We start from the raw sequence: 20,773 nt of genomic DNA on the forward strand, positions 1-20,773 counted from the left end.
GAGGGGCGTCGGGCTGCCCGAGGCCCGGTTGCGGCCGTTCGTCGACAGGTACATCGGCTACCGGGAACGCGCGGATGTGCCGCTGGTCCGCCGGGAGACCGCAGGCGTCTTCGTGGTGCTCATCCTGGGGTGGGGCGCCCCGCTGGACGTGACGGACCCGCGCAGTGCGGAGCGCGGCGTCCGGCGGGTGGACTCGTTCGTGGCAGGCACGTTCGACGGCTGGTGCACGACCCGCACGGTGGGGGTGGGGGAGGGCGTCGAGCTGCTGTTGTCGCCGCTGACCGCCCGCCGCGTTCTCGGTCTGCCGCTGGGTGAGCTGACCAACCGGGCGGTGGGTGTCGGGCAGCTCCCCGACGGGTGGCTCGATCGGCTGCGGTGCCGGCTGGCCGACGCGCCGGACTGGACGCGACGCTTCGCGCTCCTCGACACGGCGCTCGCCGCCCGGCTGGCGGCGTCCCCACCGGTCGACGCCCGGCTCGACTGGGCCTGGCGGTGGCTCGTGGCACGGGGTGGGCAGGGCTGCGTGGGCACGCTCGCCACCGAGCTCGGGTGGAGCCGGCGACACCTGGCGGTCCGGTTCCGGCAGGAGGTCGGCCTGCCGCCCAAGACGGCGGCCCGGCTGCTGCGCTTCCAGCAGGCCCGCTCGGCCCTGGCCGGCGCCGTCGCGGCGAGCGGAGCGGCGTCGGCCGGGCGAGCCGTCGACTGGGCCGAGGTGGCGGCCCGATGCGGCTACTACGACCAGTCCCACCTCATCCGGGACTTCCACCAGTTCGCCGGGGCTACTCCGGCGGCGCTGCTCGCCGCCCGCCCGACGGGCTGACCAGCCGACGGGCCGAGGTCACATTCGTCCAATCGGCAGCGGCGCCGCGGGCGGGAGACTTGTCGCATGCGAACCGTCTATCCGATCCTCCGTTATCCCGATCCCCGCTCCGCGATCGACTGGCTCTGCTCCGCCTTCGGTTTCCAGGTGCACGCCGTGCACGAGGCGCCGGACGGCACTGTCGCGCACGCCGAACTCGTCCTCGACACCGGCATGGTCATGCTGGGTCCCCGGGCCGAGGCGGCGCCTCGGCCGGCCGACACCGACTGGTCGATCTACGTGGCGGTGCCGGACGTCGACGCTCACTGTGCCCGGGCCCGCGCCGCCGGGGCGGAGATCACGCGTGAGCCGTTCGACACCGACTACGGCTCCCGCGACTACGCCGCCCGCGACCTGGCTGGCACCGTGTGGGCGTTCGGCACGTACCGGCCCTGAGCCTCGGCTGGGGCGCCGACCGGCCCACACGGGAGGCGGCCGGTCGGCTGCCGGCCACCGGCGCCGAAACCGCAGGTCGCGCCGGTCCGGCCGGGTGACCTGGCGAACCTCGCCGGTTGCGGTGTGCGAGCAAGGTATTGCACTGGGTGATCGTCCTGCGTACGCTCCCTCGATGGGGAGGCCGGGATGCCGCTGCCAACAAGTCCTGTCATTCGACGAGTACGGCTGGGCGCGGAACTGCGCCAGTTGCGCCGACGTGAGGCGCTGACCCTGGAGCAGGTCTGTGACCGGCTGGGGTGGGCCTCGACGTCGAAGCTGTCCCGCATCGAGCTGGGGCAGAGCCGACCGGACCTCGCCGACGTGCTGGACCTGCTGGACGTCTACCAGGTGCCGTCGCCGGCCCGCGACGCGCTTATCGTGATCGCCCGGGACGCGGCCACCAGCCGTGGCTGGTGGAAGACGTTGGGCGAGATGAGCGAGCGGCAGCGCACGTACGCCGAGCTGGAGGCGGGTGCCGCCCACATCGTCGAGTACCAGCCGGCGGTCGTGCCGGGGCTGCTCCAGACACCGGCGTACGCCCGGTTGCGGGTCGCCGCCGGCGCCCTGCTCGCGCCCGACGTCGACGTCGAGGTGGAGGTGCGCGCCCGGGCGCTGCGTCAGGAGGTGCTGCGTCGGGCCGACCCGCCGCGCTACACGGCGGTGCTCGCCGAGGCGGTCTGCGACCCGGGCGACCTGCCCGTCGAGGTGTGGCGCGAACAGCTGCGGCACCTGGTCGCCGTGACCGGGCTGGCCCACGTGACGGTGCGGCTGCTGCCGCGTGGGGCGGCCGGTGGTGGCCTGCACCCGCTCACGCCGTACTCCTGCTATGCCTTTCCCGACCCGGCGGACCCGCGGACGGTGATGTTGGAGGCGTTGACCACCGACGTCCGGTTGGCCACGGTGCTGGACGTCGACCGCTACGAGCGGATGACCGAGGCGCTGCTGGCGGCCGCGCTGTCAGCGGAGGAGACGGTCACCGCGCTGGCCCGGCGCGTCGGCGAGTGAGGCGGGCACGGCGGCGCCCGCGCGGCCACCGGGCCCGGCGCCCCCGAGCCCGTCGGGACCGGCGGCCGGCGCGTGCGCAGGCACGCTAACCGGGGGGTACGACAGCTCCGCTCAGGCCGGCACGTCGAGGAAGTGCTCGACCACCGGCGGCCCGGCGAAGTGCGGGCCGATCAGGGCGCGCCACTGCTCGAACCGCTCGGTGGCCCGGAAGTTCTCCTCGTGCGCCTCGACCGAGTCCCATTCGACGAGCAGCACGAACCGGGTCGGGGACTCGATGCCCCGGGTCATCCGCACCGACCGGCAGCCGGTGGCCCCGGCCAGGATCGGGTGGCCCTGGGCGTACGCGGCGGTGAACACGTCCTCGTGTCCGGGCAGTACGTCGATCAACGCGACCTCAAGCACCATGTCGCACAGCCTCCCACGGCCCGGGGGAGCGGCGGCGTCGTGGGGTCGGCGGCCGCACCCGATCTGCACTAGCCTCCTAGGACACGCCCGCGCGTGTGGCGCGCGCGGTGCCAGTGGGCAGTGCCACCGGCCGCCCGGGGTGTGATCACGGCGCGTGGTGGGCAACAATGGTCCCCGAGGAGGGGAGTATTCCCCCGCGTCGGAGTCGTCAGCACGGTCGATCGCCGCAAGCCCGGGCGTTCCGACCCGGCTCCGTCGGTCGTCACCCCGGTGGGGCGGCGGCGGAAGAGACCTCCGACAGTCACCAGAGTGAGCGTCACCGGTACACCGGCCTCCCCACGGGCGTACGGTGTGCCCGACGCCGCGTGTCTGCCGGAGGATGGAACGTTGGACGTGTCCGGATTGGTGTGGGCGGGGACCCTCGTCGCACTGACTGCGGTTCTGCTCGTCGACCTGTTGATCATCGGTCGGCGTCCGCACGAGCCGAGCGTGCGGGAGTCGAGCCTCTGGGTCGCGTTCTATGTCGGCCTGGCCCTGCTCTTCGGCGCCGGCCTCTGGTTGACCTCCGGGGCCAGCGCGGCGGGGCAGTTCTACACCGGCTGGCTCACCGAGTACAGCCTCTCGGTGGACAACCTCTTCGTCTTCGTGATCATCATGGCCCGCTTCGGGGTGCCCCGGCCGTACCAGCAGAAGGTGCTGCTCATCGGCATCGTGCTGGCCCTGGTGATGCGCGGCGGGTTCATCGCCGCCGGCGCCGCGCTGATCTCGCAGTTCTCCTGGGTCTTCTACATCTTCGGCGCGTTCCTGATCTACACGGCGGTCAACCTGGCCCGCCAGGGTGAACCGGACGAGGACGAGTTCTCCGAGAACCTGCTGATCCGCTGGAGCCGCCGGGCGCTGCCGATCTCCAAGGGCTACGACGACGCGAAGCTGATCACCCACGAGAACGGCAAGCGGCTGTTCACCCCGATGCTCATCGTGATGATCGCGATTGGCACCACCGACCTGATCTTCGCTCTGGACTCGATCCCGGCGATCTTCGGCATCACCCAGGAGCCGTACCTGGTCTTCACCGCGAACGTTTTCGCGCTGATGGGCCTGCGGCAGCTCTACTTCCTGCTCGGCGGCCTGCTGGACCGGCTGATCTACCTGAGCTACGGCCTGGCCGTGGTGCTCGGCTTCATCGGGGTCAAGCTCGTGCTGGAGGCGCTGGCCGACAACAACCTGCCGTTCATCAACGGCGGGGAGCACGTGGGCTGGGCGCCGCACATCCCGATCTGGCTCTCGCTGCTGGTCATCATCGGCACGCTGGGCATCGCCACCGTCGCCAGTCTGATCAAGTCCTCCCGGGACCGGCGCCGCGAGCTGACCGACGCCCGACGCTGACGTCGCGCCGGCCGGGCGTCCGAGCGCCCGGCCGGTGTCAGACCCGGTGCGCGCCGACCAGGGTGGCGGTGCGCTCGGCCGGCAGGGCCTCCTCGATGACTCGCCGCCGCCGGTAGCAGGCGTGCAACATCCGTCGCTGCTCCCCGCCCGGGGCCGCGGTGACGATCCCGATGTGGTGGATGCCGCGGCCGGGCCGCGCGAAGAAGTAGAGGTCGCCGGGGCGTTCCGCGCCGAGCGGCAGCGGAGTGGTGGCCACCGCCTGGTCGTCGGCGTCGCGGGGCAGCAGGACCCCGAAGCGCCGCCACGCCAGGTGCACCAGCCCGGAACAGTCGATGCCGTACGCGGACAGCCCACCCCACACGTACGCCACGTCCAGCAGCCGCTGCGCCACGGCGAGCACCTGCTCGGCGCTCGGCGGCTCGGTGGACGGCAGGGCGAGGTCGCTGTCGGGTAGCCAGAGCGGCGTGGCCTGGCCGGGAACGTGCACCGGCTGCCAGCCGTCGCGGGCCGGACCGGCCGGCACGAGGCGGGTCCCGACGACCACGCCGGGCACCACGACCGGCCCGTGCGGCGCGGCGCGCAACCCGGTGACCGTCGCGTCCACCACCAGCGGATCCCCGGCGACGGTCGGGTCGACGGGGGTGAGCTGGTCGGCGGGGAGCCAGCCCGGGTAGCCGCGTGGGTCCAGCTTGGCGGCTGGCTGTTCGACGGCGACCACCCGCGCCCAGCCGTCCGGGCGCAGCTCGCTGACCAGGACCCGCTCGCCGAGCAGGAGCTGGCTCAGCACGCAGTCGCCGACCTGCTGGTCGGTGTCGAGGCCGGAGATCCAGGCCGAGATGTCGGCGCCGGCGCTCAGCGCCGGGCCGTCGACCGGACGGACCGCCTCGGGGGAGGTCCACAGGGTGGCCACCGCGACCCGGACGAGGGCCTCGCGGCCCGTTTGCAGCTCCACGTCAACCCCCAGCTCGAATCGGCTGTCCCGGGGAACTCTATGAAAGAAAGCAACGGCGTTCAACCGCTGACTTGCACCTTAGCTTCAGTAAGGCCGGAAATGCCCAGGCCAGGAGCCTCCGGCAACACCACTGTCGCCCCCTCGTAGCGGATCCCACCCTGCACCGGCGACCAGGCCAGCCACCAGGCGGCGTCCAGGTCCGCCACGGCCGTGGTGCCGTACGCCGCGACCAGGCTCGCCGCCGCGCCGATGCCGACCTGACTCTCCATCATCGACCCGACCACCGTGCCGAGGCCGTGCGCGGCGGCCAGCTCCAGCAGCGTGCGCGCCGGGTGCAGCCCGCCGCACTTGGCCAGCTTGACGTTCACCATGTCGGCGGCCCGGCGACGGATCACCTCCACCAGGTCACGCACCCCGAAGACCGCCTCGTCGGCGAGGATCGGCACGGACACCCGGTCGCTGACCCACGCCAGACCGTCCAGGTCCCAGCGCGCCACCGGCTGCTCGACCAGTTCCACGTCGAGGCCGGCGTCCTCAATGCCCCGGATCACCCGCACCGCCTCCCGGGGCGTCCACCCCTGGTTGGCGTCCAGTCGGATCCGGACCCCGGCGCCGACCGCCGCGCGGACCGCCCGCACCCGGTCCAGGTCACCCGCCGCGTCGGTGCCGACCTTCAACTTGAGCACGCCGAAACCGTCGGCCTGCCGCTGCCGCGCGGCCGCCGCCAGGTCGACCGCGTCGCCCGCCGCGAGGGTCACGTCCGTCGGGACCCGCAGCGCCGTGCCACCCAGCAGACGCACAAGCGGTACGCCCAACCGCCGCGCGGTCAGGTCGTGCAGCGCCACGTCCACAGCCGCCTTCGCGGCCTCGTTGCCGACCACCGCCCGCTGCACCTCCGCGCAGCGGGCCACCAGGTCGTCCGGGTCACGGCCGATCAACAGCGGCCCGAGCAGCTCGCGCACGCACGCCTGGGAACCGGCGACCGACGCCCCGGTGACCTGCCAGACCTGCGGCGCCTCGCCGAAGCCGGACCGGCCGTCCGCGTCCACGAGTTCGACGACCAGGGTTTCGACAGTCGTGGTGCGACGCAGCGCGGTGACGAACGGAGTGTGTAAGGGGGCGGAAACCCGGTGGGTGCGTACCGCCGAGATCGTCATGTGGGGCACCCTATACGCAGACTCGCGGCGGAGGGGGAGACCGATGACCGGGCGGGACTGGGAGCTGGTGGGCGCGCCGAACGCCCGTGACCTGGGTGGCCTGCCGGGCGCCGACGGCCGGCGGGTACGCGCCGGACGGCTGATCCGCACCCCTGCGCTGGGCCGCCTCACCGACGAGGACCTGCCGGTGCTCGCGAAGCTCGGACCGGCCTGTGTGCTGGACCTGCGGGACTCCTCGGAGGTCGCGGTCGCCCCGGCGGACCGGCTGGCCGGCGAACCGCGGGTGGTGCACCTGCCGGTACACGACCCGGAACACCCCGTCTTCACGTACGTCTCGGCGGTGCTGCTCGGCCACGACCTCGACGCGTACGCGGAGCTGGCCCGGCAGGGCACGGCGGGGGCGATGGCCCAGATCTACAGGTGGTTCGTCACCGGTGAGTCGGCGCGGGTCGGCTTCGCCGAGGCGGTGCGGCTGGCCACCCGGCCGGAGAACCTGCCGCTGGTCTACCACTGCTCCGCCGGCAAGGACCGCACCGGCTGGCTCACCGTCATCCTGCTGACCGCGCTCGGCGTCGACGAGGCGACGATCCGCGCCGAGTACCTGCGCAACAACGCGCTGACCGAGAGCCTGCGCGCGGTGATCGTCGAGGCGATGCGACGGCGGCAGCCGGAACTGGACGTGGAGGCCGTGCTGCCGGTGCTGGAGGTCCGCGACGCGTACCTCGACGCCGGCTACGACGAGGTACGCCTGGTGCACGGCTCGTTCGACGGCTACCTGCGCGACGGGCTCGGGCTGACCGACGACGTCCTCACGACGCTGCGGGCGCAGCTGCTGGAGTGACCGGCGCGCCCGGCGGGGCCTGCGCGTGGGCCGCCCGGCCGGCGACGATCAGCGCCTGACCGGCCGCGTACGTCGCCATGATCAGCACCGGCGCTCCCGGTGGCCGTGCCACGTCGGCCACCCCGGCGGCGATCAGCAGGTCGGAGCCGAGGAACAACGCGGCGCCGAGACCGACCCGCCAGCCCTGCGTGACGGCGGTGGTTGCCATCGCGGCCAACGCGAGCGCGTAGCCGGCCACCGGTACGGCCAGTCCCGCGTCGGTCAGTCCCGCCCACATCCAGGCCAGCGCGAGGACTGTCAGTACCGCGTACCCCAGGGGGACCGCGACCAGCGGCGGGCGGCGCAACGCGGTCGCGGCGCCGCCCCGGGTGAACGCCGCGAGGTAGCACAGATGGGTGCCGAGGAAGCAGGCCATGCCGGCGATGAACCAGCCGGTGCCGTCGCCCAGCAGGGCCACGTCGCCGCCGGTGGCGAACGCCAGCCCGGCGAGCACCAGCCGATCCGCCCGGGCCGCACGCTCGACTGTGGACCGCCACAGGTACGCGGCCAGCAACGGCATGAGCAGCGGCTTGCTGAGCACCTCGGCCAGGTGGTTGTCGGTGGCGTTGGCCAGCAGGTTCGCCGCCGTCACGGCGAGGAAGACGACCAGGATGGTGCGGCTGCGCGGCATCGGCGGCTCCGGGGTGGGGGTGCGAGCAGCCTAGCCGCAGCGGCGGTCCCGGTCAGAGCCGGTGACGGGCGGCCCACACCCGCGCCGAGATGTGCGCGAGCAGCAGGCAGGCGTCGTCCTCGACCTCGTCGCCGCCGGCCAGGTCGGTGGTGGTGCAGACGGCGATCAGGTACGGCGGGGCGTCGTCGGGCAGCACCACGCCCGCGCCGTGCCGGACCCCGCGCACCCACCCGTTCTTGTGCGCGATGCGGGTGCCGTCGGGCAGGCCGGCCGCCAGGTCCTCGCGGTGCTCCTGGGCGAACAGGACGTCCAGCATGGCCGCGCAGGCGGCCGGGGACGCGAGCTGGCCGGGGGCGGTGGCCCCGGTGGCCAGCGCGCCGAGCAGGGCGGCCAGGTCGGCGGCGCTCACCACGTTGGTGATGCCGGCCTCGCGGGCCGCGAAGTCCTCGATGCCCCGGCCGGTGACGCTGGTGCGGGCCCCGACCGCCGCCCACACCTGCGCCACCGCCGGCAGCCCGACCTGCCCGATGACCAGGTTGGTGGCCAGATTGCTGGACCGCACGATCATCCGGTCGGCGAGCCAGCGCAGCGGCGCGGTGCCGCCCACCCGGTCCCAGACCGCGTCGTCGTTGTCGTAGTGCCGGGCGCAGGAGAACCGGGGCGCGCCGGGCTGGGCCGAGTCGAACCCGTTGACCACGGGGACCTGCGCGTCCAGGTCCAGGGCGCCGGACTCGGCGACGCGGTGCAGCGCGGCGAGCACGGCGACCTTCATGGTGCTGGCGGCGTAATGGCCCGCGTCGGCGTGCCGGGTCCAGGTGGGTGGGGCGTCGAGCCGGCCCACGTACGCCGAGACGGTGCCGGGCACCCGGTCCAGGTGGGCGTCGAGATCATCCCAGGTCATGCCGGTGACCGTAGCCGATCACCGTGGGGCGGGCCCGCGTACCCGTGCCGGAGAGCGCAACGGGCGCGCCGGCCGCGATCGGCCGACGCGCCCGGAAACCGGGTGCTGGTGGGGTCAGCCGGCGTGCTTGCGGCGGGCGGCGGCCCGGCCGCGCAGCTGCTGGTCGAGCACCACCTTGCGGATGCGCACCGCGGTCGGGGTGACCTCGACGCACTCGTCCTCGCGGCAGAACTCCAGCGCCTGCTCCAGCGACAGCTTGCGCGGCGGGATCAGCTTCTCGGTCTCGTCGGAGGTCGACGCCCGCATGTTGGTCAGCTTCTTCTCCTTGGTGATGTTGACGTCCATGTCGTCGGAGCGGGAGTTCTCCCCGACGATCATGCCCTCGTACACCTCGGTGGTCGGCTCGACGAAGAGCTGACCGCGCTCCTGCAGGTTGATCATCGCGAAGGCGGTGACCGCGCCGGCCCGGTCGGCGACCAGCGAGCCGTTGTTGCGGGTCCGCAGCTCACCGAACCACGGCTCGTACGACTCGAAGACGTGGTGCAGGATGCCGGTGCCCCGCGTGTCGGTGAGGAACTCGGTGCGGAAGCCGATCAGGCCGCGCGCCGGAACCAGCCACTCCATCCGGATCCAGCCGGTGCCGTGGTTGACCAGCTGCTCCATCCGGCCCTTGCGGGTGGCCAGCAGCTGGGTGATCGCGCCCAGGTACTCCTCCGGGGCGTCGATGGTCAGCCGCTCCACCGGCTCGCAGGTCTTGCCGTCGATGACCCGGGTGACCACCTGCGGCTTGCCGACGGTCAGCTCGTAGCTCTCCCGGCGCATCTGCTCGACCAGGATGGCCAGCGCCAGCTCGCCGCGGCCCTGCACCTCCCAGGCGTCCGGCCGCTCGGTGGGCAGCACCCGCAGCGACACGTTGCCGATCAGCTCCTTGTCGAGCCGGTCCTTGACCATCCGGGCGGTGACCTTGGAGCCCTTGACCCGGCCGACCAGCGGCGAGGTGTTGGTGCCGATGGTCATCGAGATGGCCGGCTCGTCCACCGTGATCAGCGGCAGCGGAACCGGGTTCTCCGGGTCGGCGAGGGTCTCACCGATCATGATGTCCGAGATGCCGGCGACGGCGATGATGTCGCCCGGCCCGGCGGTCTCGGCCGGCTTGCGCTCCAGACCCTCGGTCATCAGCATCTCCGAGATGCGGACCCGCTGCGTGCTGCCGTCGGTGCGGCACCAGGCCACCGTCTGACCCTTGCTGATGGTGCCCTGGCGGACCCGGCACAGCGCCAGCCGGCCGAGGAACGGCGAGGCGTCGAGGTTGGTGACGTGCGCCTGCAACGGCGCGCCGTCCTCGTACGCGGGGGCCGGGATGGTGTCCAGCAGGGTGCGGAACAGCGGCTCCAGGGAGGTGCTGTCGTCGGGCACCGAGCCGTCGGCGGGCTGGGTCAGCGAGGCGATGCCGTCGCGGGCGCAGGCGTAGACGATCGGGAAGTCGATCTGCTCCTCGTCGGCGTCCAGGTCGAGGAAGAGCTCGTAGGTGTCGTCAACGACCTCCTTGATCCGGGCGTCGGGACGGTCCACCTTGTTGATCACCAGGATGATCGGCATCCGGGCCCGCAGGGCCTTGCGCAGCACGAAGCGGGTCTGCGGCAGCGGGCCCTCGCTGGCGTCCACCAGCAGCACCACACCGTCGACCATGGTCAGGCCGCGCTCGACCTCACCACCGAAGTCGGCGTGACCGGGGGTGTCGATGATGTTGATGGTGACCGGGTCCGACCCATCGGCGGGCAGGTAGCGCACGCCGGTGTTCTTGGCCAGGATGGTGATGCCCTTCTCCCGTTCCAGGTCACCGGAGTCCATCACCCGCTCGGTCGTCTCGCCTCGTGCGCCGTACGCGCCGGCCTGCCGCAACATGGCGTCGACCAGGGTGGTCTTGCCGTGGTCGACGTGAGCGATGATGGCGACGTTGCGGAGGTCGGTGCGAAGCTGCATACCCTCTATCCTTCCGCCTGCGCTCGCGCAGGCTGCGTCGGGGTCACCCCCAGGTGCCCCTGATCTCTGGTGAAACGGCTGTGCCGGTCGTTCCCCCGGCTGGCATGCTGGCTCCCGTGTCCCGGGGGCCTGAGTGCACGACCTGCTGACCACGGTGCAGGGTCTGCCCACTCTGTGGATCTACCTGGTCGCCGCGCTGATCGTGGCGGGCGAGACCGCGGTGATCTTCGGCCTGCTGGTGCCGGGTGAGGCTACCCTGCTGCTCGTCGGCTTCCTCACCTACAACGGTACCTTGCGGCTCGGCCCGGCGTTGCTCGCGATGATCGTCGCGGCCGTCGTCGGTGACGGGCTGGCGTTCCGCGCCGGGCGGCGGTACGGCCCGAAGCTGCGCGCCGGGCTGGGTCACCGGGTGGGGTCCGCGCGGTGGGGCCGGGCCGATGCCATGCTCGCCCGGCTCGGCGGGCGGGGCGTGTTCGCCGCCCGCTGGGTGGCCTTCGCCCGTACCCTGGTGCCCCGACTGGCCGGCGCGGCCGGCATGCCGTACCGGCGGTTCGCGCCGTGGAACGTCGCCGGCGTGGTGACCTGGGTGGGCGGCTCGGTGCTGCTCGGTCACCTCGCCGGTGAGTCGTACGACACGGTCTCCGCCTTCCTCGGCCGGGCCACCGGCGCGGCGCTGGTGCTGCTGGCCGGCCTGCTGGGTGTGGTGCTCACCGGCCGGTGGCTGGGCCGCAACCCCGACCCGGTGCGCGCGCTGCTCTCCCGCGCCGGCGCGCTGCCCCCGGTACGTTGGCTAAGCGCCCGCTACGGGCTGCTGTTCTTCCTGGTGGCCATGCGGGTCGGGCCGGCCTGGACGCTGCTGCTCAACCTCGCGGCGGGGCTGTTGCTGCTCTTCGCCGCCGGTTTCGCCATCGCCGGTCTGCTCGCCGTGGTGGTGCGCAACAGCGGGCTCGCCGCGCTGGACGGGGCGATCGAGGGCTGGTTCGCGGTCCGGCGGACCCCGGACGCCGCCGAGGCCACCACGGTCGTGGTGTCCCTGGTGCGGGGGTGGGTGCTGATCGTGCTGGTGGCGCTGGTGGCGGCGGTGCTGGCGTGGCGGAACCGGCCGTGGCGGGCCGACCTGCTCAGTGTGGTCGGCACGGCGGGCGCGTTCGTGCCGCTGCTGGTGCTGGCCGTGGTGGCGGAGCTGACCGGGTCGACGGCGGCCGGGCCGGGCGGCGGAGAGTCGGTCCCGTTCCCCACCCAGAACGCGGTGGTCGCCGCGAGCCTCTGCACCCTGGCCTGGCTGGTGTCGCGCAGCGCCCGCTGGCCGGTGGCGGTGGCCGCCTGGACGGCCGCCGCCGCGGGCGTGGTGGGCGTCGGCGGCGCACGGCTCTACCTCGGGTTGGACACGCCGAGCGGGACCGCGGCGGCGGTGCTGCTCGGGGTGCTCTGGACTGTGGTGTTCGTCGTCGCCTGGGCCACCCGGGACCGGGCGATCAGGGATCGGGAGCAGCCCGTGGAGCCGGTCCGGGCGCCGCCGAAGGGGCCTCGCCGCCCGGTCGAGCCTTGCTAGGGTGCGGCGACGGTCACACGGGGGAGGCAAGGCGATGGTTCGATGGACTCATCGGTTGAGCGCCGCGGGGCTCGCCGGGCTTCTGCTGGCGGGCACCCTGGTCGGCTGCGCGGATAGGGGCGACAGCCCGGCGGACCTGGGCGCGCCGGTCGCGATCACCGACGCCCCGACGGACGTCCCGCTGGACGAGGTGACCGGGGAGCCCACCCCGTCGGCGAGTGCCGTGGCGTCGATGGGCGTCGCGCCGAGCCGTACCGCATCCCCCAAGCCGACCAAAAAGCCGACCGGCTCGGCGCCGAAGCCGCGCGCCGTGGCGAAGCCACCAAGCGAGACCAAGGTCCCGCCGCCGCCGCCGAAGCCGGCGCCCACCTCCTGCAAGCCGAGTTACAAGGGCACCCAGGCCAGCCGGTCCGCGGTGAAGGCGGCACTGACCGACGCCGCCGGGCGCACCTACTGGCCGACCTCCGCACCGGACATCAAGATCCCGCTCGACCTGGTGAAGGCCACCGCCTGGCAGGAGAGCGGCTGGCAGTCCAACATCTACGCCTGTGACGGCGGCGTCGGGCTGATGCAGGTGATGTCGGGCACCGCCACCTGGATGAACCAGCGGTTCGAGCAGAGCTACGACATCGACGACTACCGGGACAACGCGTACCTGGGGGCCAACTACCTGGCCTGGCTGACCAAGTACATCGGCGACATGTACTTCGAGTCCGACTTCCGCCTCGACGCCGCCCTCTGCACCGCCGAGCTGAACTCCTGCCTGCTCAACGCCGTCATCGCCGCGTACAACTACGGGCACGCGGCGGTGGCGCAGGAGGGCGAGCCGTTGACCATCCCCAACCCGTCGTACGTGCGCAACGTGCGGGCGTTGATGACCGAGTGCGTCTGCCTGACGTACTGACCGACGGCGGCGGGGCCGTGGCAACCGCGCCACGGCCCCGCCGTCGGAGTCGGTCCGCCGGTCAGTCGCGGGCGGCGACGGGCTCCGGCGCCGCAGGGGTGCCCGCGTCGTTGTCCCGGCTGATCCGGCCGGGCCACCAGAAGCGGTCGCCGAGCAGGAACGCCAGCGCCGGCACCAGGACCGTACGGACCAGCAGGGTGTCGAGCAGGACGCCGATGCAGACGATGATGCCGATCTGGGTGAGCGTGATCAGCGGCAGCACGCCGAGGACGGCGAAGACCGCGGCGAGCAGCACGCCGGCGCTGGTGATCACGCCACCGGTGACCCGTAGCGCGGAGAGCATCCCGTCCCGGGTGCCCGCCGTGCCGGCGTCCTCCCGGGCCCTGGTGACCAGGAAGATGTTGTAGTCCACCCCGAGCGCCACCAGGAACACGAAGGCGAGCAGCAGTACCCCGCTGTCCAGCGCCGGGAAGCCCAGCACGTGGTCGAAGAGCAGCCACGCCGCGCCGAGGCTGGCGAAGAACGACGCGATGACGGTGAGCACCAGCAGCAGCGGCGCGAGCAGACCGCGCAGCAGCAGCACGAGCACCGCGCCGACCAGCAACAGGATGATCGGGATGATCAGCCGCAGGTCCCGGTCGTTGGCCTCGTCGGAGTCGTAGGTGGCCGCCACGGTGCCGCCGACGATCGCGCCGGTCGGTGCGTCGGCGCCGTCGACCGCGGGAGGCGCGGAGTCGGGAACGGCGGCGACGGCGTCGCGCAGCGCCTCGATCGTCCGGTCCGAGGCGGCCGTGCCGGGTTCGGCGTCCAGCACCACGTCGACCTGGGCGACGGCCTCGCCGGCGTCGCCGGGACGGGCCGAGGAGACGCCGGGCACGGCGGTGGCGGCGTCGGTGACCGCCCGCACCGCGGCCGGGGTGGTGAGCACGGCCACCGGCTGGGTGGTGCCGGCGGGGAATGCCCGGGCCAGGGTCTGCGCCCCGGTGACCGCCTCGGGCTGGGCCCGGAACTGCTCGGTCTCGGACAGGCCGGTACGGATACCGAGCCCGCCCAGCGCGAGGCCGGCGAGCAGCAGGGTGGACAGCACGGCGACCGGCGCGGGACGGCGTTCCACGGCGGCGCCGAGGCGACCCCAGAGCCGGCCCTCGCGTGCCGGGCCGCCGACCTTGGGCACGAACGGCCAGAACAGACCCCGGCCGAAGAGCACGAGGATGGCGGGCAGCACGAACAGCGCCGAGAGCATGGCGAAGACCACACCTGTGGCACAGGCCACGGCCAGTGCCCGGTTCGTCTCCTGCTCGCTGAGCAGGAGGGTGAGCACGCCGAGCACCACGGTGCCGCCGCTGGCCAGGATGGGCTCGGCCGTCCGGCGCAGCGCGGCGCGCATCGCCGCGAACCGGTTCTCCTCGCGGCGCAGCTCCTCGCGGTAGCGGGCGATGAGCAGCAGGGCGTAGTCGGTGGCGGCGCCGAAGACCAGTACGCTGGCGATGCCGGTGACCTGACCCGACTGGAGGGTGATCCCGAACGCCGGCACGACCGTCTCGACCGCGCGCAGGGTGATCTGCTCGGTCGCCGCGACCACGACCAGCGGCACGATCCACAGGAACGGGCTGCGGTAGGTGATCAGCAACAGCAGCGCGACCACGGCGGCGGTCACCGCGAGCAGGGTGATGTCGGCGCCCTCGAAGACCGAGGCGAGGTCGGCCGTGAAGGCGGGAGCGCCGGTCACCTCGACGGCGAGCCCGTCGGGCAGGGCGTCCAGCGCGGCGCGTACGTCGCTGACCTTCCCGGTGACCTCGTCCTGACCGCCGGCGGTGCTCAGCGGCACGGCGACCAGCGCCACCGTGCCGTCCGGGGAGATCTGCGGGGGGCTGACCCGCCCGCCCACCGCGAGGCTGCCCAGGTCACCGGTGCGGGCGGCGACGGCGCCCCGGTCGGCCTCGCTCAGCGCGCCGCCGTCGTCGCGGCTGACCACCACGATGGCCGGCTGGACCTCGCTGGACGGGAGCTGGTCCTGCAGGCGTTCCACCTGGGTCGACTGCCACTGCACGGACAGACCGCTGGCGGAGACCGGTGCCGGGTTGTCCGGGCGCGGCAACCCGAAGACGGCCGCGCCGACGACGATCGCGGCGGCCACGGTGAGCCAGGCGGCCAGCCGGCCGCGGGCGACTCTGGTGAAGACGGACATCAGTGACCTCATGGTGTTTCGAGCGCCGAGTATCTTGACTGTCGAGATTATCGCCGGCTGTTCTATGCTGCAACCGGAGGTCAAACGACGGGGAGAAGCGGCACGAGGTGACGACTCACGGCATGTACCGGCGGCGCGACACGCGCCGCGCACAACTGGTCGCGGAGATCACCAACAACCTTCGGCGGTACGCGGTCGACGCCCAGCAGGTCGGCCACGCCTTCGCCAACCTGCACGGGCTCAACCCGACCGACCTGCAGGCGCTGATCGCCGTGATGGACGCCGAGTTGCTCGGCGACCCGATCACCCCCGGGCGCCTCGGCGAGCAGCTCAACCTCTCCTCCGGCTCGGTCACCGCCCTGATCGACCGACTCGAACGGGCCGGGCACATCCGCCGGGACCGGGACACCGCCGACCGGCGCAAGGTGCTGCTGCACTACGCCGACCAGGGCGCCGCGCTCGCCATGGAGTTCTTCCGGCCGCTGGGCGCCCGTACCGACACGGTGATGGACCGGTTCAGCGAGGACGAGCTGGAGGTGGTGCAGCGGTTCATGGCGGCGATGAGCGAGTCGATCCGCACCCACCGCGACTCGGTGCGCGCCGCCCGGCCCGAGTCGCCCCGCCGTCCGACCGGCTGACCGTGCCGCGCCCGTTCGTCGCCCGGATGGCCGGCGCCGCGCTGCGGCTGCCGGCGACCCGCACCGGGCCGGTACGGGTCACCCGCGACATCCCGGTACGCGCCCGTGACGGCGTGGTGCTGCGCACCGACCACTACGCCCCGACCGCCGTCGACGCGCCGACCGTGCTGATCCGCACCCCGTACGGGCGGGGCGGCCCGCTACGGCTGCTCGGGCGCGTGCTCGCCGCGCGCGGCAAGCACGCCGTCATCCAGTCCTGCCGGGGCACCGGCGGATCCGGCGGCACCTTCGCTCCGCTGGTGCACGAGCGCGACGACGGGTTGGACACCCTCGACTGGCTGCGCCGCCAATCCTGGTGGGCAGGGGCTCTGGGCATGTTCGGGATCAGCTACCAGGGTTTCGCGCAGTGGGCGCTGGCCGCCGACGCCGGCGACGACCTGCGCGCCATGGTCGCGGTGGTCACCGCCTCGGCCACCCGGGACTCGACGTACGCGGGGGAGTCCTTCGCCCTGGACACGGTGCTGACCTGGGCGGAGCTGCTGCACGCGCAGACCGTGCCGTGGCTGGCCCGGCAGCGGGAGCTCAAGCGGGGGCAGCCCCGGCTGGCCGCCGCGTTGGAGCACCTGCCGCTGGCCGAGGCCGACCGGGTGGCCACCGGTGTGACCATCCCCTTCTTCCAGGAGTGGCTGCGCCACCACACCCCGGACGCCCCGTACTGGCGGACGCGGATCTTCGCCGACCGGGTCGCCCGCGTACGGGCACCGGTGCTGATGGTCACCGGCTGGCATGACATCTTCCTGCCCGCCCAGCTCGACGACCATGCCACGCTGCGCGCCGCCGGCGCCCGACCGCGCCTCGTGATCGGGCCCTGGACGCATGGCAGTCCCGGCCTGTTCGTCGCCGCCCTACGCGAGGGGCTGGCCTGGCTCGACACGCACCTGACCCCGGGTGATCGCCGTCCGGACGGGTCGACGGCGGCGGTCCGGCTGTACGTGGGGGGCCGCGGCGGCGGCTGGCGGGACCTGCCGGACTGGCCGCCACCCGCGACGGACACCGCGTGGCACCTGCATCCGGGCGGGGAGCTGGCGACACGTCCAGCGGTGCCGTCGACGCCGGACGAGTTCCGCTACGACCCGGCCGATCCCACCCCTTCCCTGGGTGGGCCGCTGCTCGTCGCGCAGCGCGCCGGCGCGGTGGACAACCGGCGCGTCGAGGCCCGCCCCGACGTGCTCACGTACACAAGCGCCCCGCTGACCCGGCCGATGGAGGTCACCGGGCCGGTACGGGCCGACATCCACGTGCGCGGCGAGCTGCCGTACCTGGATGTCTTCGTGCGACTGTGCGATGTGGACCGCCGGGGTCGGTCCTGGAACATCTGCGACGGGCTGGTCCGGGTCGCGCCCGACCGGTTTCCGGCCGACCCGTCCGGCGTGCTGCGGGTGCCGGTGCCGCTCTGGCCGACCGCGCACCGGTTCGCCGTCGGGCACCGGCTGCGGTTGCAGGTCACCGGAGGCGCCCACCCGCGCTGGGCGCGCAACCCGGGCAGCGGTGAATCCCTCGGTACGGCGGCTACGCTGCGTGCCGGATGGCAGCAGGTCTTTCATGACCCCGAACGTCCCTCCGCGCTGATACTTCCGGTCGTCCACTCTGGCTCCATGCGCTCTTAAGCTCCTGAGCTGGGCATTCATCCGAATAGCGGGCTATGGTTGGGTCAACGCCCGGCGCCGTGCACCAGTAGGCCGGGCTCGTCCGCAAGCCCGCACCGCGTACGCGGTGTGACGCCGTGTCCGGCCCCCGTCCATTCGGAAAGGGGGACCCCATGACCCGGGCCCCGGCGAACCTGTTGGCCCTTCGAACCCTGCTGCTCGCCCACCTCGACAACGCCCCCGGACCGGACGATCTGGAGCCGGCGGAGGTCGGCATCGTCGGCGACCCGGCCCACCGGGGCGGGTACCACTGTGGATCCGACCGGGTGGTCACCAACGACTACTCGGTGGTGGAGTCACCCCGGGACCGGGCCGGCCTGACCCTCGACGCCGCGGCGCTGGATGTCGGCGGTTTCGAGGTCAGGTCCGCCGGCGGCACGCACACCCTGGCCAGCTTCTCGATCTGGTGTGTGGGGCAGTGCGCCGCGAACGCGGCGGACACCCGGGACATCCGCGAGATCATCTACAGCCCCGACGGTACGACCGTGAAGCGGTGGGACCGGCTCGGCAGGCGCACCAGTGGCGACAGCTCGCACCGCTGGCACACCCACTTCAGCTTCTTCCGTGACGCGATCAAGGCGGGCCGTGACCAGCGGCCGCTGTTCCGCCGTTACCTCAGCTCCATCGGCCTCCTGGAGGAGAACGACATGACCCCCGAAGAGCACAACTGGCTTGCCACCGTCCACCGGAACCTGACCGTGCTGGACGGCCGCAACCCGATCGGCCAGATCTACACCCGGATGGCGCTGGGCGAGGACGCCACCGCCACCAACTACGTTCCGGCGCACCCGACGCTCAAGACGCTCGGCGCGCAGTTGACCGCCCTGCAGTCCGCGCTGGCCGCGGTGGCGGGCCGGGACTTCACCGACGAGCCCGCCATCATCCAGGGTGTGCTGGCCGGGCTGACCCCGGAGCGGATCGCCGCGGCCATCCCGCCCACGATGGCCAAGCAGGTGGCCGACGAGTTGGCGCGCCGCCTGGTGGCCTGATTCACTCATCCGCAACAGCTCTTGGGCAAGGACTATTGCGCAAGAGTTGTTGCGGGTGTCAGGCTGGGTCGCATGGAGATCCCAGACGTACGCCAGGTCACCGACTCGCGGGTCCTCGCGGCCATGGCCCATCCGCTGCGCCGCCGGCTGATGGACGTTCTCAAGGTCCACGGGCCGTCCACTGTCGGCATGCTCGCCGAACGCACCGACCAGGCACCCGCCAACGTCAGCCACCACCTCAAGGTCCTCGCCGCCGGTGAACTGGTCACCGAGGCTCCCGAGCTGGCCCGCGACCGACGCGAGCGGTGGTGGCGGCTGGTCACCCGGGGAGTGCGCTGGTCCAGCAGCGACTTCGACGCCGACCCGGGCGCCCGGGCCGTCGCCGACGCGGCCGTCTCACTCAACCTCGACCGGCACGTCGCCCTGGCCCGGGCCTGGCACGCCGCCGACGAGTCGACTCAGGCCCTCTGGCACGACGGCCCGTTCTCCGCCGACAAGTGGCTGCACCTCACCCCCGACGAACTGGCCGAGCTGAGCCGCGAAGTGATCGACCTGCTGGCCCGCTGGGCCGACCGGCCGCTGCTCGACGACGGTCGCGACCGGCAGCCCGTGTTCGTGTTCGCCCACGGCATTCCGGCCCGGCCGTGACCGCGACCACCCACTCCGGCCCCAGCCGCGCCCGAGCACGCGGCGGGCTGCTGCGGCACCGGGACTTCCGGCTGCTCTGGGCCGGCCAGACCGTCAGCAGCATCGGCAGCAACGTCACCACGGTGGCACTGCCGCTGGTCGCCGTGGCCGTCCTCGACGCCGGCACGTTCCAGGTGGCGGTGCTCACCGCCGCGGCCTGGCTACCGTGGCTGCTGATCGGCCTCCCGGCCGGCGCGTGGGTGGACCGACTGCCACGCCGGCCGGTGATGGTGATCTGCGACCTGCTCTGCGCGCTGGCCTTCCTCAGCGTGCCCCTCGCCGCCGCGCTCGACCGGCTCACCGTCGGGCACCTGCTGCTCGTCGCACTCGGCGCCGGCGCCGCGCGGGTCTTCTTCGAAACCGCCGACCAGGTCTACCTGCCCGTCGTGCTGCGGCCCGAGCAACTGCCCGAGGGCAACGCGAAGCTCCAGGCCACCCAGACCGTCAGCTACGTCGTCGGGCCGGGTCTCGCCGGCCTGATCGCCCAGCTCACCGGGGCCGTCGCCGCACTGCTGCTGGACGCCGTCACATTCCTGCTCTCCGCGGCCTTCCTGCTGCGCATCCGCACCGTCGAGCCACGCGCCGGCCGTACCGACCGCTCCCGGTCGCTGCGCCGCGACATCGCCGAGGGGCTGCGCTTCGTCATCCGCGACCCGTACCTGCGGGTGCTCACGGTCTTCGGCGCGGCCAGCAACATCGGACTCACCGGCTACCAGGCCGTCCTGGTGGTCTTCCTGGTCCGCGAGTTGCGACTCGCGCCCGGCATGGTGGGCGCCCTGGTCGCGGTCATGAGCGTCGGAGGGATCGTCGGCGCGCTGCTGGCCACCACACTGGCACGGCGCTGCGGCACCGCACGGGCCATGCTGATCGGGGCGGCCCTGACCGGCCCGCCCGCGCTGCTCATCCCACTGGCCGCACCCGGCGTGGGCCTGATCTGGCCCGCGCTCGGCGGAGTGCTGATCGGTCTCGGAGTGGCCGTCGGCAACGTGGTCAAGGGCGCCTTCCGACAGACGTACACCCCGCACCACCTGCTCGGCCGCGTGACCGTGAGCATGCATCTGCTCAACTTCGGCGCCATCCCGCTGGCGGCCCTGCTGGCCGGTGCGGTCGGCGCGCGCTACGGCGTCGGGACAGCGATCACGGCGATGACCGCCTGGCTGGCCCTCACGCCGACGATTCTGTTGATTGGACCGCTCCGGCGGCGGCGGGACCTGCCCGCCGCCCCGGCGGCGTCTTGAGTGCGCTGCGACGGCGGCCGGAGACCCGACCGCCGTCACCGGCACGGAGCTACATCGGGCGGACGTTGTCCGCCTGCGGACCCTTCTGCCCCTGGGTCACCTCGAACTCGACCTTCTGGCCCTCGTTGAGCTCCCGGTAGCCGCTCGTCGCGATGGCGGAGTAGTGGACGAACACGTCCGGCCCTCCACCGTCCTGCTCGATGAAGCCGAAGCCCTTTTCCGAGTTGAACCACTTAACCGTGCCGGTTGCCATGCATCTCTCCCTGTTCAAAGCGGC

20 protein-coding genes are annotated in these 20,773 nt (G+C 73.0%); 12 read left to right on the forward strand and 8 right to left on the reverse strand.

The window, feature by feature from the left end; genetic code table 11:
• Positions 1–13 precede the first annotated feature (13 nt).
• From FHG89_RS12740 to FHG89_RS12750, 3 genes are all read left to right on the forward strand, one after another.
• Positions 14–820, forward strand: coding sequence for a helix-turn-helix domain-containing protein (locus FHG89_RS12740; RefSeq protein WP_139584648.1), 807 nt, complete (start codon positions 14–16; stop codon positions 818–820).
• Between the two features lie 66 nt (positions 821–886).
• Positions 887–1,255: a VOC family protein gene (locus tag FHG89_RS12745; protein WP_139584604.1), complete on the forward strand. Its 369-nt coding sequence runs from the start codon at positions 887–889 to the stop codon at positions 1,253–1,255.
• Between the two features lie 186 nt (positions 1,256–1,441).
• Positions 1,442–2,299: a helix-turn-helix domain-containing protein gene (locus FHG89_RS12750; protein ID WP_139584605.1), complete on the forward strand. Its 858-nt coding sequence runs from the start codon at positions 1,442–1,444 to the stop codon at positions 2,297–2,299.
• A gap of 111 nt (positions 2,300–2,410) precedes the next feature.
• Here the strand turns inward: FHG89_RS12750 and FHG89_RS12755 are convergent, their stop codons facing one another.
• Entirely contained in the window at positions 2,411–2,704 is a 294-nt protein-coding gene (locus tag FHG89_RS12755) for an antibiotic biosynthesis monooxygenase family protein (protein ID WP_139584606.1), read from the reverse strand.
• A gap of 387 nt (positions 2,705–3,091) precedes the next feature.
• On the opposite strand from FHG89_RS12755, the gene FHG89_RS12760 reads away from it, so the two are divergent.
• Entirely contained in the window at positions 3,092–4,090 is a 999-nt protein-coding gene (locus FHG89_RS12760; RefSeq protein ID WP_139584607.1) for a TerC family protein, read from the forward strand.
• Positions 4,091–4,127: 37 nt separating this feature from the next.
• Here FHG89_RS12760 and FHG89_RS12765 read toward each other — a convergent pair whose 3' ends face one another.
• Both FHG89_RS12765 and FHG89_RS12770 read right to left on the reverse strand, forming a co-directional pair.
• Entirely contained in the window at positions 4,128–5,042 is a 915-nt protein-coding gene (locus FHG89_RS12765; protein ID WP_139584608.1) for a C40 family peptidase, read from the reverse strand.
• Between the two features lie 59 nt (positions 5,043–5,101).
• Positions 5,102–6,199: a mandelate racemase/muconate lactonizing enzyme family protein gene (locus FHG89_RS12770; protein WP_139584609.1), complete on the reverse strand. Its 1,098-nt coding sequence runs from the start codon at positions 6,197–6,199 to the stop codon at positions 5,102–5,104.
• A 43-nt stretch (positions 6,200–6,242) separates the two neighbouring features.
• Between FHG89_RS12770 and FHG89_RS12775 the strand changes: the two genes are divergently transcribed.
• A complete protein-coding gene (locus FHG89_RS12775) occupies positions 6,243–7,040 on the forward strand; it encodes a tyrosine-protein phosphatase (protein WP_139584610.1) in 798 nt (265 codons plus the stop codon).
• Here FHG89_RS12775 and FHG89_RS12780 read toward each other — a convergent pair.
• The 3 genes from FHG89_RS12780 to typA all read right to left on the reverse strand — a co-directional run bounded on the left by FHG89_RS12780 (position 7,009) and on the right by typA (position 10,594).
• Entirely contained in the window at positions 7,009–7,710 is a 702-nt protein-coding gene (locus tag FHG89_RS12780; RefSeq protein ID WP_139584611.1) for a lysoplasmalogenase, read from the reverse strand. The two genes, FHG89_RS12775 and FHG89_RS12780, sit on opposite strands and share 32 nt — an antisense overlap.
• A gap of 52 nt (positions 7,711–7,762) precedes the next feature.
• Positions 7,763–8,611, reverse strand: coding sequence for a serine hydrolase (locus tag FHG89_RS12785; protein WP_139584612.1), 849 nt, complete (start codon positions 8,609–8,611; stop codon positions 7,763–7,765).
• Between the two features lie 114 nt (positions 8,612–8,725).
• On the reverse strand, positions 8,726–10,594 hold the full coding sequence (gene typA / locus FHG89_RS12790) for a translational GTPase TypA (RefSeq protein ID WP_139584613.1): 1,869 nt from the start codon (positions 10,592–10,594) through the stop codon (positions 8,726–8,728).
• A gap of 133 nt (positions 10,595–10,727) precedes the next feature.
• Between typA and FHG89_RS12795 the strand changes: the two genes are divergently transcribed.
• Both FHG89_RS12795 and FHG89_RS12800 read left to right on the forward strand, forming a co-directional pair.
• Positions 10,728–12,146 (forward strand): DedA family protein, encoded by a 1,419-nt coding sequence (locus FHG89_RS12795; RefSeq protein ID WP_139584614.1) that lies wholly within the window; start codon positions 10,728–10,730, stop codon positions 12,144–12,146.
• A gap of 34 nt (positions 12,147–12,180) precedes the next feature.
• Positions 12,181–13,050 carry a lytic transglycosylase domain-containing protein gene (locus FHG89_RS12800; RefSeq protein ID WP_208760952.1) on the forward strand — a complete coding sequence of 290 codons (870 nt, stop codon included), beginning with the start codon at positions 12,181–12,183 and terminating at the stop codon, positions 13,048–13,050.
• 61 nt (positions 13,051–13,111) lie between these two features.
• On the opposite strand, the gene FHG89_RS12805 is transcribed toward FHG89_RS12800, so the two are convergent.
• Positions 13,112–15,238, reverse strand: coding sequence for an MMPL family transporter (locus FHG89_RS12805; protein WP_139584615.1), 2,127 nt, complete (start codon positions 15,236–15,238; stop codon positions 13,112–13,114).
• Positions 15,239–15,360: 122 nt separating this feature from the next.
• Between FHG89_RS12805 and FHG89_RS12810 the strand changes: the two genes are divergently transcribed.
• From FHG89_RS12810 to FHG89_RS12830, 5 genes are all read left to right on the forward strand, one after another.
• The gene (locus FHG89_RS12810; RefSeq protein ID WP_139584651.1) at positions 15,361–15,876 is read left to right on the forward strand and encodes a MarR family winged helix-turn-helix transcriptional regulator; all 516 of its coding nucleotides are present in this window, start codon (positions 15,361–15,363) and stop codon (positions 15,874–15,876) included.
• A 26-nt stretch (positions 15,877–15,902) separates the two neighbouring features.
• On the forward strand, positions 15,903–17,543 hold the full coding sequence (locus tag FHG89_RS12815) for a CocE/NonD family hydrolase (RefSeq protein ID WP_139584650.1): 1,641 nt from the start codon (positions 15,903–15,905) through the stop codon (positions 17,541–17,543).
• 152 nt (positions 17,544–17,695) lie between these two features.
• Positions 17,696–18,571, forward strand: coding sequence for a hypothetical protein (locus FHG89_RS12820; RefSeq protein ID WP_139584616.1), 876 nt, complete (start codon positions 17,696–17,698; stop codon positions 18,569–18,571).
• Between the two features lie 72 nt (positions 18,572–18,643).
• Positions 18,644–19,219, forward strand: coding sequence for an ArsR/SmtB family transcription factor (locus tag FHG89_RS12825; RefSeq protein ID WP_139584617.1), 576 nt, complete (start codon positions 18,644–18,646; stop codon positions 19,217–19,219).
• Positions 19,216–20,496 (forward strand): MFS transporter, encoded by a 1,281-nt coding sequence (locus FHG89_RS12830; protein WP_139584618.1) that lies wholly within the window; start codon positions 19,216–19,218, stop codon positions 20,494–20,496. The genes FHG89_RS12825 and FHG89_RS12830 overlap by 4 nt, the downstream gene beginning before the upstream one ends.
• Positions 20,497–20,545: 49 nt before the next feature.
• On the opposite strand, the gene FHG89_RS12835 is transcribed toward FHG89_RS12830, so the two are convergent.
• Entirely contained in the window at positions 20,546–20,749 is a 204-nt protein-coding gene (locus FHG89_RS12835) for a cold-shock protein (protein WP_007072071.1), read from the reverse strand.
• Positions 20,750–20,773 lie beyond the last annotated feature (24 nt).

The organism is Micromonospora orduensis (assembly GCF_006228125.1).
GTDB classification, from domain to species: domain Bacteria; phylum Actinomycetota; class Actinomycetes; order Mycobacteriales; family Micromonosporaceae; genus Micromonospora; species Micromonospora orduensis.

What these genes read in the sequence shown, in the direction of transcription:
- FHG89_RS12745 (WP_139584604.1), top strand. Translation starts at nt 887, where the DNA reads ATGCGAACCGTCTATCCGATCCTCCGTTATCCCGATCCCCGCTCCGCG.
- FHG89_RS12750 (WP_139584605.1), top strand. Translation starts at nt 1,442, where the DNA reads ATGCCGCTGCCAACAAGTCCTGTCATTCGACGAGTACGGCTGGGCGCG.
- FHG89_RS12755 (WP_139584606.1), bottom strand. Translation starts at nt 2,704, where the DNA reads ATGGTGCTTGAGGTCGCGTTGATCGACGTACTGCCCGGACACGAGGAC.
- FHG89_RS12770 (WP_139584609.1), bottom strand. Translation starts at nt 6,199, where the DNA reads ATGACGATCTCGGCGGTACGCACCCACCGGGTTTCCGCCCCCTTACAC.
- FHG89_RS12775 (WP_139584610.1), top strand. Translation starts at nt 6,243, where the DNA reads ATGACCGGGCGGGACTGGGAGCTGGTGGGCGCGCCGAACGCCCGTGAC.
- FHG89_RS12780 (WP_139584611.1), bottom strand. Translation starts at nt 7,710, where the DNA reads ATGCCGCGCAGCCGCACCATCCTGGTCGTCTTCCTCGCCGTGACGGCG.
- FHG89_RS12785 (WP_139584612.1), bottom strand. Translation starts at nt 8,611, where the DNA reads ATGACCTGGGATGATCTCGACGCCCACCTGGACCGGGTGCCCGGCACC.
- typA (WP_139584613.1), bottom strand. Translation starts at nt 10,594, where the DNA reads ATGCAGCTTCGCACCGACCTCCGCAACGTCGCCATCATCGCTCACGTC.
- FHG89_RS12800 (WP_208760952.1), top strand. Translation starts at nt 12,181, where the DNA reads ATGGTTCGATGGACTCATCGGTTGAGCGCCGCGGGGCTCGCCGGGCTT.
- FHG89_RS12805 (WP_139584615.1), bottom strand. Translation starts at nt 15,238, where the DNA reads ATGTCCGTCTTCACCAGAGTCGCCCGCGGCCGGCTGGCCGCCTGGCTC.
- FHG89_RS12810 (WP_139584651.1), top strand. Translation starts at nt 15,361, where the DNA reads ATGTACCGGCGGCGCGACACGCGCCGCGCACAACTGGTCGCGGAGATC.
- FHG89_RS12815 (WP_139584650.1), top strand. Translation starts at nt 15,903, where the DNA reads ATGGCCGGCGCCGCGCTGCGGCTGCCGGCGACCCGCACCGGGCCGGTA.
- FHG89_RS12820 (WP_139584616.1), top strand. Translation starts at nt 17,696, where the DNA reads ATGACCCGGGCCCCGGCGAACCTGTTGGCCCTTCGAACCCTGCTGCTC.
- FHG89_RS12825 (WP_139584617.1), top strand. Translation starts at nt 18,644, where the DNA reads ATGGAGATCCCAGACGTACGCCAGGTCACCGACTCGCGGGTCCTCGCG.
- FHG89_RS12835 (WP_007072071.1), bottom strand. Translation starts at nt 20,749, where the DNA reads ATGGCAACCGGCACGGTTAAGTGGTTCAACTCGGAAAAGGGCTTCGGC.